Annotated in this window: 14 protein-coding genes and 1 tRNA gene; 4 read left to right on the plus strand and 11 right to left on the minus strand. The window is 28.3% G+C overall.

The genetic code is table 11. From position 1 onward, the window contains the following. Positions 1-218: 218 nt before the first annotated feature. From KI686_RS05930 to KI686_RS05940, 3 genes are all read left to right on the plus strand, one after another. Positions 219-371: an SsrA-binding protein gene (locus KI686_RS05930; RefSeq protein WP_237588353.1), complete on the plus strand. Its 153-nt coding sequence runs from the start codon at positions 219-221 to the stop codon at positions 369-371. A 15-nt stretch (positions 372-386) separates the two neighbouring features. Then, positions 387-617 (plus strand): putative signal transducing protein, encoded by a 231-nt coding sequence (locus tag KI686_RS05935; RefSeq protein ID WP_237588354.1) that lies wholly within the window; start codon positions 387-389, stop codon positions 615-617. A gap of 59 nt (positions 618-676) precedes the next feature. After that, a tRNA-Arg gene (locus tag KI686_RS05940) sits at positions 677-750 on the plus strand. A 134-nt stretch (positions 751-884) separates the two neighbouring features. On the opposite strand, the gene KI686_RS05945 is transcribed toward KI686_RS05940, so the two are convergent. The 7 genes from KI686_RS05945 to KI686_RS05975 all read right to left on the minus strand — a co-directional run bounded on the left by KI686_RS05945 (position 885) and on the right by KI686_RS05975 (position 5,982). After that, positions 885-2,006, minus strand: coding sequence for an acyltransferase family protein (locus KI686_RS05945; protein ID WP_237588355.1), 1,122 nt, complete (start codon positions 2,004-2,006; stop codon positions 885-887). A gap of 155 nt (positions 2,007-2,161) precedes the next feature. Next, positions 2,162-3,079: an acyltransferase family protein gene (locus tag KI686_RS05950; protein WP_237588356.1), complete on the minus strand. Its 918-nt coding sequence runs from the start codon at positions 3,077-3,079 to the stop codon at positions 2,162-2,164. A gap of 34 nt (positions 3,080-3,113) precedes the next feature. After that, positions 3,114-3,389, minus strand: coding sequence for a hypothetical protein (locus KI686_RS05955; protein ID WP_237588357.1), 276 nt, complete (start codon positions 3,387-3,389; stop codon positions 3,114-3,116). A 2-nt stretch (positions 3,390-3,391) separates the two neighbouring features. Then, positions 3,392-3,667: an ATP-dependent Clp protease adaptor ClpS gene (locus tag KI686_RS05960; protein ID WP_237588358.1), complete on the minus strand. Its 276-nt coding sequence runs from the start codon at positions 3,665-3,667 to the stop codon at positions 3,392-3,394. Positions 3,668-3,691: 24 nt separating this feature from the next. Next, complete coding sequence (gene prmA / locus KI686_RS05965) at positions 3,692-4,528, minus strand: 50S ribosomal protein L11 methyltransferase (RefSeq protein ID WP_237588359.1); 837 nt, start codon at positions 4,526-4,528, stop codon at positions 3,692-3,694. An 80-nt stretch (positions 4,529-4,608) separates the two neighbouring features. Beyond that, positions 4,609-5,367: a triose-phosphate isomerase gene (gene tpiA, locus KI686_RS05970; protein ID WP_237588360.1), complete on the minus strand. Its 759-nt coding sequence runs from the start codon at positions 5,365-5,367 to the stop codon at positions 4,609-4,611. Positions 5,368-5,490: 123 nt separating this feature from the next. Continuing rightward, a complete protein-coding gene (locus KI686_RS05975; protein WP_237588361.1) occupies positions 5,491-5,982 on the minus strand; it encodes a TlpA family protein disulfide reductase in 492 nt (163 codons plus the stop codon). Between the two features lie 101 nt (positions 5,983-6,083). On the opposite strand from KI686_RS05975, the gene pyrF reads away from it, so the two are divergent. After that, complete coding sequence (pyrF, locus tag KI686_RS05980; RefSeq protein WP_237588362.1) at positions 6,084-6,905, plus strand: orotidine-5'-phosphate decarboxylase; 822 nt, start codon at positions 6,084-6,086, stop codon at positions 6,903-6,905. 84 nt (positions 6,906-6,989) lie between these two features. On the opposite strand, the gene KI686_RS05985 is transcribed toward pyrF, so the two are convergent. The 4 genes from KI686_RS05985 to KI686_RS06000 all read right to left on the minus strand — a co-directional run bounded on the left by KI686_RS05985 (position 6,990) and on the right by KI686_RS06000 (position 13,033). Beyond that, positions 6,990-8,606, minus strand: coding sequence for a RagB/SusD family nutrient uptake outer membrane protein (locus tag KI686_RS05985; protein ID WP_237588363.1), 1,617 nt, complete (start codon positions 8,604-8,606; stop codon positions 6,990-6,992). Positions 8,607-8,635: 29 nt separating this feature from the next. After that, positions 8,636-11,764: a SusC/RagA family TonB-linked outer membrane protein gene (locus KI686_RS05990; protein WP_237588364.1), complete on the minus strand. Its 3,129-nt coding sequence runs from the start codon at positions 11,762-11,764 to the stop codon at positions 8,636-8,638. Between the two features lie 340 nt (positions 11,765-12,104). Further along, a complete protein-coding gene (locus KI686_RS05995) occupies positions 12,105-12,812 on the minus strand; it encodes a DUF4197 domain-containing protein (protein WP_237588365.1) in 708 nt (235 codons plus the stop codon). Between the two features lie 56 nt (positions 12,813-12,868). Next, entirely contained in the window at positions 12,869-13,033 is a 165-nt protein-coding gene (locus KI686_RS06000) for a C1orf53 family protein (protein WP_237588366.1), read from the minus strand. Positions 13,034-13,078 lie beyond the last annotated feature (45 nt).

The raw sequence follows: 13,078 nt of genomic DNA on the forward strand, positions 1-13,078 counted from the left end.
AGTATTAGAAACATTATATATTGAAAAAACAATTTCGAAATTGACTAATATTTCTAACCAAAAAACTATAATTATGATTATCATTTTATTTAAAATTATCTTTTCTATCACAGAAATTATATTTCAAATTTTGTTTTAAAAATTATACGCCACACAACTCAATATTTTAAGTATAGAATTGTTTATATTAGTAAAATTGATGATAAACACAAAAATCTATGAAAAAACAGGTTTTTAAAATTCTTGCTAAAATTAACAAACTGGTTTTACCTTCCTTTACAAAAAAAGGATTAGATATTTCTAAAGCCTCAAAAATACAACTAGCAATTATTGGTTGGAGAGCTTTTGTAACTTTAAACTCACTTGATTAAATTAATCTTAAAAACATGAAAAAAGAACACGTTAAAATATTTTCTAACACTTTTATAATTGTAAAAGGATTACAAAATATCTTAGAAGACAACAAAATATCATCTATAATTAAAGATAGATTTGAGTCTGCAAGGCTTGCTGGTTTTGCTGAAAGCACAAGTACTGTAGAGCTCTATGTATTAAATTTAGATTTAGAAAAAGCTGTAGATTTAACAGAAAGTTATAAAAAAGAAATAAATTCTTAAAAAAAGTAATATAGAATTTCTGTTTTTAAAAAATTACGTTATATTTGCACCCGCTTAAAGGCCATGTGGCGCAACTGAATAGCGCACTTGATTACGGCTCAAGAGGTTCTAGGTTTGAATCCTAGCATGGTCACTACTAAAACCAGTACTTTCCATCAATTTTGGAAATTACTGGTTTTTTTATTTCATCAATAATTCTTCTTCATAAAAAAAGAGTAACCTTTTTCTAGTTACTCTTTTAATTATTTTTATAATTAATCATCAGATTTAAATACTCTTTTTCACTTTTACTCTACGTTGTCTATAATCTTCAAGCTTATTTGTAACTAATTCAGTTAAAAATATTGAAAAAATTATTGAAAAAATTGATAGAAATACACTTGTATAAGTGTTAAATAACGGAACATCTATCCATCTTATAAAATTTAAAACGAGTATATGAGACAAATAAACAGGATAAGATAATTCCCCAATATATCTATCTCTTTTCCATCTTTTTGATAAGATAAATATAAACGGAATACTTAAGAATATACAAAATATATAAAACATTGATTTTAATGGAAAATGAGGATATGTTGGAAAACTACCTATATAAGGTATAAAAGAATAGAACAATGAAAACACAAGTATAAAACCATAAATAATTTTTAATGTTGATGTTTTTATATCCATAGTCTTTACTTTTTTGTAAATATTGTATGAAAGTGTACCTAATAGAAAGAAGAAAATTTCTGATGGAAAAAATCTAAATGCCCAAGGATCTTTTTGATAACCATTTAAGTATAAAACAACTCTAATTGCCAAACTGATAAATAATAAAACCGCTATAAATTTTACTTTTCTTCTAACAATAAAAGGAGCCATTAAATAAAAAATCAACTCTAAGCCAACTGTCCAAGCTTGTGGTGCTAATAAAAAATTATATAATGCTGGTTCTGTTTGCCTAAAATCTTTTGTAAAGAACAGACTACCAGTTACAGTATCTAAACCAAGAAACATTACAATGTCTTGAAAAAATATAATGATGTTTGTTAGTATTAAGAAAAGTAAAGTACCAAAATTCATAGAATCATAATAATCTACATAAGGTTGTAACGGACCAAAACTGTTACCTGTAATAAAATACATTATTACAGAAAATAAAATAGTACACAAAGCAACAACCCAATATATAGGGTACAATCTTAATAATCTATTTGTAATAAACAACTTATACGAATTGTTTTGACCTATATATTTTTCATTTAATATTAAAGCCATATAAAAGCCTGATATTACGAAAAATGAATGAAGTGCTGTTTTACCTGTTACAAGTCCAAAACCAAATATAGCACCAGAATGCGCCACTAATACACATAATGCCAATAATAATCTTAATAATCCCATTTCTTTTTTTGCAATTTTTACTTAATCAATTTTAGAGCCAAATATAATCATATGCTTCGAAACGAAATTAAATAATAAAAATTAAAGAGTAAAAAACTTTATTTAAAAAACTTTGGAGATAATAATACCAGTATTGATTGTCTTAAAGACAAAAATTACAGTAAATATTTTATCCTCTCATTTATTTTTATCAAAACAAAAGACAAAGCAAAAGAAATTGAAATTGTTATAATAGCTAGAAAAACACTGTTAATTTTATAATTCATATTTAAAAAATGCATCACCCAAGGGTGAAGTAAATAAATAGATGTAGAAATTAATGAAATACTTTTTGAATTAAATTTTATGTAACATTGATAATTTATTACATAAATAAAAATTAAAGGACAAAGTAAAATCAGTGAAAATAAATTATCATTTCTATCAAATTTAAAATGATAGTGTAAATAACTTTCAATTAATAAAGTAACTGTAAAAATTAAAATAAATAGGATATTGTGTTTGCCACTTATTTTTGTTTGCCAAGATGTTTTACGAATTAAATAACCTAAAATAAAAAAAGGCAAACCTAAAAACAGAAAGTTTCTATGAGAATAAACATCAAAATATAAAATGTGAATATTTTTTAAAAACTGAATAAGACTTCCTAAAAAGAACAGGATAAATGAAATTAAAAAAAGAAATTTTATTTTCATTTTTTTCATCACATATAAAAGCATACCACATAACAAAAGAGCTTTTATGTACCAAAGGTGATGAAAACCAACAAAAAAATTAATTAGAATAGATTTAACATCTAAATGAAACCATAAAGGCGCATAAATTAACATCCAAACAAAATATAAAATAAACACCCTTTTCATCCATTTTACAATCGTTTTTTTCTCTATTACTTGCGTAAAAAAATAACCATTAATTATAAAGAACACAGGAACAGCTGTTCTAAATAATCCGTTTGTTGTTAAATAGTAAACATCTAAGCTAATATCTTTTAAAAAAAAACAATGAATTAAAACGACAAAAACTGCCAAAATAATTTTAAATAAATCAAGAGAAATATTTCTAGATTTCATTTCTATCCATTGTGTTTTTTTCTTTACTAATACATTAACTTAAATACTGTTTTATCATAATACGATGTTCTGGGATACTCTTATCGTAGTTTTCTACCAATAATTCTAAAATTTCTGGAGGATTAACTCCAATATCTTTTTTATTCTTGTATCTAGAAACATATAGATTGTAAGAGTTAATCTCAAATTTTTCGAATATTAAAAAATGAGTTTCATTTAATTCTGTAAAACTAATCTCGTTTCCAGAAAAAGCATCAGATTTATCTACAAAAAAATTAGAAAACTCATAATACTTAAAAACGTTTTCCATAATTAAACTAGTTCTGCAGATAAACCTAATTGCAATAATTTAGAACATCTTGGTTCTAAATCTTTATATTCTCCAGATTTAACTGTACATTTTCCTTTATAATGTACTAAAGTTGCACATTGCTCTGCTTGTACTAAAGTATGATCACATACGTCTATTAAAGATTCTATTACATGATCAAATGTATTTACATCATCATTATGTAAGATAATTTCATGCTGAAATACTTCTTGTTCTAAAACATCTACTTCTTCTTGATTTTTTTCTTTTGTACTCATAATCATAAAGGTATAAAATATTTTTTATTTTTTACTGTATTTTACGGCAACCCAATTGTTTCTTTCTATAAAGGTTTCTAATTTTAAATTATATTTAGAAACTTCTTCATCTATAATAGAAATATCTTCTTTGTAGAAACCACTTAGCAATAGAATCCCATTTTTATTTAAACAATTTGTATAAACTTCCATATCCATTAACAAAATATTTCTGTTGATATTGGCAATAATAACATCGTATTTTTTATTGTTTAAAAGTGATGAATCTCCTTCGTAAACTGATATATTTTTACAATTATTACGAGCTACATTTTCTAAAGAGTTTTCATAACACCAATTATCAATATCAATTGCATCAATAGGATTTGCTCCTTTCATTTCAGCAAAAATTGCTAAAATTCCTGTTCCGCATCCCATATCTAAGGTTTTTTTATTTGCTAAATCTAAATTGATTAAATGCTGTACCATCATGTGTGTAGTTTCATGATGACCTGTACCAAAACTCATTTTTGGCTCTATAACTATATCGTATTTTAAATTAGGATTTTCATGAAAAGGAGCACGAATACTCACTAGATTATCAACCTGAATAGGTGTAAAATTCTTTTCCCATTCTTGGTTCCAGTTAGTTTGCTCAACTTCCTTTTTATTATATTCTATAGAAAACTCATTAGAATTTAAAACAAAAATATCTTTTAAAACATCTTCATTCCATTCTCCTTTTTGAATGTAAGCTGTTACTCCGCTTTCATTTTCTACAAAACTCTCAAACCCAACATTACCTAGTTCTGCAATTAAAATTTCGGTAGCAGGCTCTTTTGGTGTTACTGTAAAATTGTATTCTATATAAATATTATCCATAAATAAATTGCGTATAAAAAATGCATCAAGATTTTAAATCTCGATGCAAATTTATTGTAAATATCTTTAAATACTATAATTTATATAGCTTTAATAATCCCTGTAAAGTCATCAACTTTTAAAGCTGCGCCACCAATTAAACCACCATCTACATCTGGTTTAGAAAAAATTTCTTCTGCATTGGTTGGTTTTACACTTCCTCCGTATAAAATAGAAACTTCTTCTGCTACTTCTTTATTATATTTTTTTTCTATAATACTTCTAATAAATGCATGCATTTCTTGTGCTTGCTCTGCTGTTGCTGTTTCTCCTGTACCAATTGCCCAAACTGGTTCATAAGCTAAAATGATACTTTTCCAAGCACTAGCATCTAAGTGAAATAATGCATTTGTAAGTTGACTTTCTACAACTGCAAAATGGTTTTCTGTTTTTCTATCTTCTAATAATTCTCCAAAACAAAAGATAGTTTCTAATTCATTTTCTAAAATAGCATCTACTTTTGCTGCTAAAGTCTCATCTGTTTCATTAAAGTAAGTTCTTCTTTCAGAATGTCCTAAAATAACCGTTTTAATTCCGATTGCTTTTAACATATCTGCAGAAATCTCACCTGTATATGCACCACTTTTAGCTTGGTGCATGTTTTGTGCAACAACTTCTATTTTAGAATCATCTGCAGCTGTTATAGAAGCAGAAAGATTTACAAATGTAGGAGCAACAATTACACGAGTATTATTTAATTCTTCTTTCTTAATTGCTTTTTTTAAATCTTTGATAAGCTTTTTACTTTGTTTCTTATCATTATTCATCTTCCAGTTACCTGCTACAATTTTTGTTCTCATAATTCTATTTTTTATTTTCTAAAATATTTGATGTTATCTTACTTTAATTATGTCGTAAATTTAAGAAATGGAAAATCAAATATGGTTGAGAAAATCAAATAGTTACTAAATCGTTATATTTTTTTAATCTAAAGCATCTTTAATTCTTTTATCATATGCTTTTGTTACATTAAAAAGGATGATTTTTCCGTTTTCATCAACAACCAAATATCTAGGAATCCAGCTAACATCTAAAAAATCTACCAAATCTCCTTCCTTCATCCCTTTAGGTAAATTATAATGTACTCCTTTAATATTGTAATGCTCTATTGCTTTTTTCCAATAACTTTTTCTTTCATCAACAGATAAAAATAAAAAAACAACATCTGGGTATGTTCTTTGCAGATCTTTTATTCTTGGCATTCCTTTTAAGCAATCTCTGCACCAACCTGCCCAAATATCAATTAAAATCTTTTTTCCTTTATGCTCTTTTAAAACATCTTTAAAGCTAGATGAAACTCCGTTTAAATTATACACTTTTTCATTGAGTGCTTTTTCTGTAAATTCTGTTGGTTTTTCTAAATTACAACTTACAAAAAGTAGTAAAACAGCTAAAATTGTTATTTTTTTGAACATAATTTATTTTTAATTTGAGTCTTATAAATATTTGAATACTTACAACTACAGATGGTAATAAAAACAAAAATACCTACTTTTGCGTAACTATTAGAAAACAAATGACAACACAAGAACTTATTGCTCAGATAAAAAAGAAAAAATCTTTTTTATGTATTGGATTAGATGTAGATTTAAATAAAATTCCACCTCATCTTTTAGACGAAGAAGACCCTATTTTTGAATTTAACAAAGCAATTATTGATGCAACTCATCATTTATGTGTAGCTTATAAACCTAATACAGCATTTTATGAAGCTTACGGTTTGAAAGGTTGGCAATCTTTAGAAAAAACGATTAACTACCTTAATACTAGTTACCCAGAAATTTATACTATTGCAGACGCTAAACGTGGAGATATTGGTAATACATCTACAATGTATGCAAAAGCATTTTTAGAAGATTTAGCATTTGATTCTGTTACCGTTGCACCATATATGGGTAAAGACTCTGTAGAACCTTTTTTAGCGTTTAAAGATAAACATACTATTATGTTGGCTTTAACATCTAACCAAGGTGCTTTTGATTTTCAAACAAAAGAAGTAGACGGAAAAGAATTATACAAACAAGTTTTAGAAACTTCTAAAAACTGGAAAAACTCAGAAAACTTAATGTATGTTGTTGGAGCTACAAAGGCAGAATATTTTAAAGAAATTAGAAAAATTGTTCCTACTTCTTTTTTATTAGTACCGGGTGTTGGTGCACAAGGTGGTAATTTACAGGATGTTTGCAAATACGGACTATCTGAAAATATTGGCTTATTAATTAATTCTTCTAGAGGAATTATTTACGCTTCTAATAATAATGATTTTACAGAATCAGCCGCTAAAAAAGCAGAAGAACTACAAAGCCAAATGGCAGATATTTTAGATGCTAATTTTTAAAAAAGATTAAACAAATTTCTTTTTCTAACATAAAAAAACCACCTCGAATGAGGTGGTTTTCTAATTATATAAGACTATATGCTTCTAATTCTGATCTGCTTCCGTTAAATTTGGATTTGCATCAATCTCTGCTTGTGGAATTTTCCAAATCCAATCATTATTCAAAGATGGTTTTTCTTGGATAAATCCATCTCTGTATAAATTATCATCAGCTCCAGAGTTTGTTAAATCAATTCCTTGGTCCCAACGAATGTAATCATGGAAACTAAATCCTTCTCCATATAACTCAACAGCTCTTTGCCATTTAATATGATCCATTAATGCATCTTGAGAAGCATATACAGATGCATCATAATCTGTATCTCTTGCACTTCCAAATTCTTGAAGAACCGCTTGTGCTCCTGTAATATCAGACAACATCGCTTTAGCTTCTGCTTCAATTAAATACATTTCTGATGCTCTCATATAAATAACATCATCTGGATCAATAGAACCTGGATTCTTTTGTAAAAACTTAACAGCCATATATGGGTGTGTGTTGTGCCCTGTTGTCATTCCGTATTTAGTAATAATAGCTTCCCATGCATTCCAAAAATCATCTGAATTATCATAATTAGGATCTGTAGTATAACTACCACCTTGTCCGTTAGAAGCAGACGAGTTTGTGTTTGGTGCCAAAGGTAAAGCCATATTAATTCTAAAATCTGTAGACGGAATAGCATCGTACACTTCTTTATCTATTAATTTTGGATTTGTTCTGTTTTGACTACCATTAAACGTAGGACTAATAAAGTAAAAGTAAGATTGGTAATAATTAGTTTCTGCATCAATTACAGTTCCTCCCCAAATAACCTCAGATAGCTCTACTGTATTAAAACCAGATAACCAATCAGACTCATCTAATAAAGGAAAACCTGAACGAGCTAATACAGCAGCGTCAGCAGCATCTTGCCATTTACCTTGAGTTAAATCTATTCTCGCTTTTAAACCATAAGCTGCATTTATAGATAAATGAGATTTATTATCTGGACTAGAAGCACCATCAAAAAAGCTGATAGAGTTTTCTATATCTGCATTAATTTGGTCGTAAATTACTTGTACTGTAGATCTAGGCTCACTCGTATAAGGAGCTCCAGCTTCTAATAATAATGGTACACCAGCATCTGAAGATGGATTTCCAATTAAATACCCTTTAGCAAAAGTTGATACTAATTGATGATATGCCCAAGCTCTATACGCATATGCTTGTCCTAATATATTTCTTACATCCGCATCTGCAGTTGCATAACCATTAACTTCTACTAAATTAATTAAATTATTAGATGTAGCTATAATATGGTAACGCATGTACCAAAAGTTGTTTACTGTTGTAAAATTTGCATTTGTATGTGTTAACCATCTTAACTCACTTGTCATCCAACCATTTCCTGGTGATGAATGAATATTAGTTCCTGCCATTGCATCTAAAGCTGGTATGTAAAAACTTTGTCCACTTCTAGCAGAAGTACCTCCTGGCAATGGGTTTTGAGCATACATAACTCTATGCAATCCATTTAATACCAAAAACATATTGTTTACACTTGCAAAAGCATCTGCTTCTGCAATAGCATCTGTAGGTGTTGTTTCTAAGAAATCTTCTGAACAACTAGAAACAAGTACTACTAGTAATCCTATAATTAATAGGTTAATTTTTCGTAACATAATATAATATTTTTAAATTTTAATAATTTTTAGAATGATAAGTTTAACCCTAAAGTAACTACTCTAGAAGGATTATAATCATTTCCTCCTTGTGTACCTGCTAAATTATATTGAGGATTGATTCCTTTTCTAGCTGCTTTAATAAACATATTTTCACCAGTAAGGAAAAGGCGTAAATTACTTACCCCTAATTTTTCTGATATATTTTTATCAAAATTATAACCTAAGTTTACATTTCTTAGAGCAATATAAGAAGCATCTGTTAAGAAACGAGTAGAACTTGCTACTGTTTGGTTTGGATCTTCATTTTCTAAACGTGGTACATCTGTAATATCTCCTGGAGCTCTCCATGCTTTTTCTGCATCTACATGTATAGATCTACCAAAAGTTCCTGGGTGCATTAAGCTAGAGTAACCTCCATCTAATATTTTACCACCAATACCGTAAGTAAATAATAAATCTAAAGAAAACTGCTTATACCTAAAAGTATTAGAAATAGATCCTATTAAATCTGGAATACTACTATCTCCTGTATAAGCTTCTCCTGCTTCTTGATAGTCATTAGTTGTAGCTTGTGTTCCATCATCATTTAAAACAGCAACTCTACCACCATCATCTGTATCTTCGAACATGTAATATAAAGCATCTCCATTATTTACATCTACACCTGCATAATGATAAATATAAAAATCATATCTAGATCTACCAACTTGCCAACGTTTTGTCCCATTATCAGCAGGACTATCAATTTTTGTGATTTCGTTCTTAAGCGTTGATGCCTGTAAAGTTATATCCCAATTAAAGTCTTTAGTATTTATTAAATGACCTGTTAAACCTAACTCTACACCTTCATTATAAATATCTCCTAAATTTGTTGGAGCTTCGTTTAAACCTTCTGAGATTGGAATTGGTAAATTGTATAATAAATCTTGAGAAGTTTTTCTATAATACTCTAAAGAACCTTCTATTACATTATTAAATAAACCAAATTCTAAAGCAACATCCCAACTAATTTGGTTTTCCCATTCTAACTCGGTATTTCCTGTACTACTCCAAATAATACCTGGTGTTCCTGCATTTGGAATAATTTCATATAATGCTTGAGAAGCGTAATAAGAACCTATTCTTTCATTACCAATTTCTCCGTAAGAAGCTCTTAACTTTAACCTATCTATGAAAGAAATATTTTTAATAAACTCTTCTTGATCTAATCTCCAAGACCCACCTAAAGAATAGAATGTACCCCAACGTGCATCTTTAGAAAACCTAGAAGTACCATCTCTTCTTACAGAGGCACTTAAATAATATTTACTATCAAAATTATAGTTTAATCTTGCAAAATAACCTTCAATTCTATGATCTGTACTATTACCATTTACGTTATCTCCTGATGCAAAATTATCAAACTCATAAATACCTGTTACTGTTTGAGTATTTGCAATACCACCCAATATAGAATAATTTCTATCAAAACTTTCGTGACCTAAGGTAACGTCAAAATTATGAACATCTTTAATTGAATTATTATAAGTTAAGATTTGATTAAAGTTTTGGATAACTCTTCTATATCTATCCTCACTATATCTACCTGATGGAGCACCATCTCCAACTGTTTCATTTTCATAACCTTTAATAATACCATCTTGAATATCTGTACCGTAAGTTATTTTAGCTTTTAAACCTTCTATAATACCTACCTCTACATAGTTTTTAAAACCATATAGGTTTTGTTTATTCTCATCTTCATTTAAAATTAACTCAGCAATACCATGTCTACCTGGGTTATATGGCCTTGTTTGAATATTACTATCTGGATAACCTTCCCCTAAATCATATAATGGATTACCTGATGCGTCATTAATAATATTACCATTAATATCTACTTGATAAACAGGGTAAATTGGCCCTAAATTATTTGCCCAACTAAAAGGATTTCCTGTAGAACTACTACCACCACTTGTTGGCCCATGAGATTTTGTAGTTGTTATATAAACACTACCACCAATAGTAAGGTTTTTTATTGGAGTAAAATCTGCATTTAATCTATTTGTAATTCTTTCATAATCACTTTCAATAACATACCCTTCTTCTTTTAAATATGATGCTGAGTAAAATACAGAATGATTTTCTCCACCAGAAGCAACATTTACAGAATGGCTTTCTCTACTACCAGTTCTTTCTAAATAATCTAACCAGTTTAAAGATTGATAAACAAGTTCTGCATCTGGATTTAATTTACCATCTGTACCAACAATTTGATCATTTGGCACATTAAAAGGGTTGTAACCTAACTGATTAAAAATTGTTGCAGAAGCTTCTGCCGCTGCGTCTGCTCCACTAATAGTGTTTTTGTAAGCTTCCCACATTAATTCATAATAAGAACCAGCGCCTACCATTTCATAATTATCTATAGCTCTTGTAATTACACTATATTGTGTTGATGCACTTACAGTAGTTTTATTCTTTTTACCTTTTTTAGTAGTAATAATTACTACACCATTTGCTGCTCTAGAACCATATAATGAGGTTGAAGCCGCATCTTTTAAAACAGTCATAGATGCAATATCATCTTGGTTAATAGAACTTAAAGAACCATCAAACTGAATACCATCTACAATATACAATGGAGTTGTACTTCCGTTAAGAGTACCAACACCACGAATTACGATACCTGGAGAAGAACCTGGCTGACCTGATGATGCTAAAAATTGCACACCTGTTGCTTTACCTTCAATAGCTGCAATAGGTGATGTTACAGCTCTTAAATCTAAGTCTTTTTGACCTATAACATTTGCTGCACCTGTAAAAGCTTCTTTTGTTGTTGTACCGTAAGCTACAACAATAACTTCATCTAACACACTATTATCTTCAGATAAAACTACATTTATAACATTAGAGTTTCCTATAGTTTTTTCAACCATTTGATAACCTAAGTATCTAAATACTAAAATATCTCCTTTAGTTGCTGAGATATTATAATTACCATCAAAATTAGTTTCTACACCTACATTTGTACCTTTAATTAACACACTTACCCCTGGTAACGGACCTGCATTATCGGATACAGAACCTGATACCGAAATTTTTTGAGCATTAACTAGAGTTATTGCTCCTAAGAGAAAAAATAACAATAGTATTTTTTTGTGAATTTGTTTCATAAATATTTGTTTTGGATTTAAATTAAGAGTCTAAACTAAATGTTTTGTTAAAACAAGAAGCAACCTATCACTCGCTTTAACACTTCTTTAACTTATAATTATTTTTAAAGTTTTATTAAAAAAAACAATAAAAACAAATAAAAAAAACAACAAAAAACATAAAAAAATAAAAAATAACTAACAAAAAAATAAAACCAAAGAACAATACACAAAAAAATAAACAAAAAAAATACTCGATTATGATTAAAATATATTTTTAATTTAACATCATTTTTAATAAAAAACAAACCCTACATTAATAATTAATGTAGGGTTTACAAAATATAATTTGTATCAGTTTCTAGTTATCTTGCAATGCAAAAACTTGTTTTAACAATGCTGTATCTCTTAAACCAACTTTTTCTCTAATTCCTTTTTCTTCAACTTCTATCATTGTAAAAACACCTATTAAAGCTTGTTCTGTTACATATTGTGTTAAATCTGGATTTACTTTCTTTACAAAAGGAATAGAATTATATTTAGTAATTAAATTAGTCCATATTTGATCTGCGCCTACTTTATCAAAAGAACTTTTAATTACCGGACTAAAACTTGCCGTTAAATTTTCTGTAGTTTTTACTTGTAAATATGAAGTAGCTGCATTTTGCTCTCCTAATAAAATATTTTTAGCATCTGCAAAAGTCATGTCTTTTACTGCATCAACAAAAATTGGTGTTGCTGTTTTTACAGCATCTTCTGCCGCTCTGTTTAAAGCCTTAATTCCTTCATCAGCTAAATTACCTAAACCTAATTTACGTAAACCATTATCTACAGCTTGTAACTCTTCTGGTAATACAATTTTTACTAAATCATTTTTATAAAACCCATCGGTAGCTGTTAATTTAGATACTTGGTTTTTAATACCATGATCTAAGGCTTCTCTTAAACCGTTACCTATTTGTGCATCACTTAAAACACCACTAGTAGAAACTTGATTTACCACATTTTGCAATTCTGCACAACCTACAAACTGAAGTGCAACAACTAAAACTAAAATTCTTTTTATCATTTTTATTTATAATTTACCTATTTTATATGAACCTTTATCTCTTTAAAAGTCACTTTTTATTTAAAACTATCTGTTTTTTTATCATAACCATAAGGACAATGTTTACAGCCACTTTTACAACAATAACCTCTTTTTAAATGAAACTTTTCTGTAAAAACCTTATAGCCTTGTTCATTTAAATAGTAATCTCCTTCTTCTAGAGGAATTCTTTGATTAAACATGCGGCAAAAATATCAATTTAATCCATAAAAAAAGCGTTCTTAAGA

It is taken from the genome of Polaribacter sargassicola (assembly GCF_021991835.1).
GTDB classification, from domain to species: Bacteria; Bacteroidota; Bacteroidia; order Flavobacteriales; family Flavobacteriaceae; genus Polaribacter; species Polaribacter sargassicola.

What these genes read in the sequence shown, in the direction of transcription:
- pyrF (WP_237588362.1), top strand. Translation starts at nt 6,084, where the DNA reads ATGACAACACAAGAACTTATTGCTCAGATAAAAAAGAAAAAATCTTTT.
- KI686_RS05955 (WP_237588357.1), bottom strand. Translation starts at nt 3,389, where the DNA reads ATGGAAAACGTTTTTAAGTATTATGAGTTTTCTAATTTTTTTGTAGAT.
- KI686_RS05990 (WP_237588364.1), bottom strand. Translation starts at nt 11,764, where the DNA reads ATGAAACAAATTCACAAAAAAATACTATTGTTATTTTTTCTCTTAGGA.
- KI686_RS05945 (WP_237588355.1), bottom strand. Translation starts at nt 2,006, where the DNA reads ATGGGATTATTAAGATTATTATTGGCATTATGTGTATTAGTGGCGCAT.
- KI686_RS05930 (WP_237588353.1), top strand. Translation starts at nt 219, where the DNA reads ATGAAAAAACAGGTTTTTAAAATTCTTGCTAAAATTAACAAACTGGTT.
- KI686_RS05935 (WP_237588354.1), top strand. Translation starts at nt 387, where the DNA reads ATGAAAAAAGAACACGTTAAAATATTTTCTAACACTTTTATAATTGTA.
- KI686_RS05975 (WP_237588361.1), bottom strand. Translation starts at nt 5,982, where the DNA reads ATGTTCAAAAAAATAACAATTTTAGCTGTTTTACTACTTTTTGTAAGT.
- KI686_RS05995 (WP_237588365.1), bottom strand. Translation starts at nt 12,812, where the DNA reads ATGATAAAAAGAATTTTAGTTTTAGTTGTTGCACTTCAGTTTGTAGGT.
- tpiA (WP_237588360.1), bottom strand. Translation starts at nt 5,367, where the DNA reads ATGAGAACAAAAATTGTAGCAGGTAACTGGAAGATGAATAATGATAAG.
- KI686_RS05985 (WP_237588363.1), bottom strand. Translation starts at nt 8,606, where the DNA reads ATGTTACGAAAAATTAACCTATTAATTATAGGATTACTAGTAGTACTT.
- prmA (WP_237588359.1), bottom strand. Translation starts at nt 4,528, where the DNA reads ATGGATAATATTTATATAGAATACAATTTTACAGTAACACCAAAAGAG.
- KI686_RS05960 (WP_237588358.1), bottom strand. Translation starts at nt 3,667, where the DNA reads ATGAGTACAAAAGAAAAAAATCAAGAAGAAGTAGATGTTTTAGAACAA.
- KI686_RS05950 (WP_237588356.1), bottom strand. Translation starts at nt 3,079, where the DNA reads ATGAAATCTAGAAATATTTCTCTTGATTTATTTAAAATTATTTTGGCA.
- KI686_RS06000 (WP_237588366.1), bottom strand. Translation starts at nt 13,033, where the DNA reads ATGTTTAATCAAAGAATTCCTCTAGAAGAAGGAGATTACTATTTAAAT.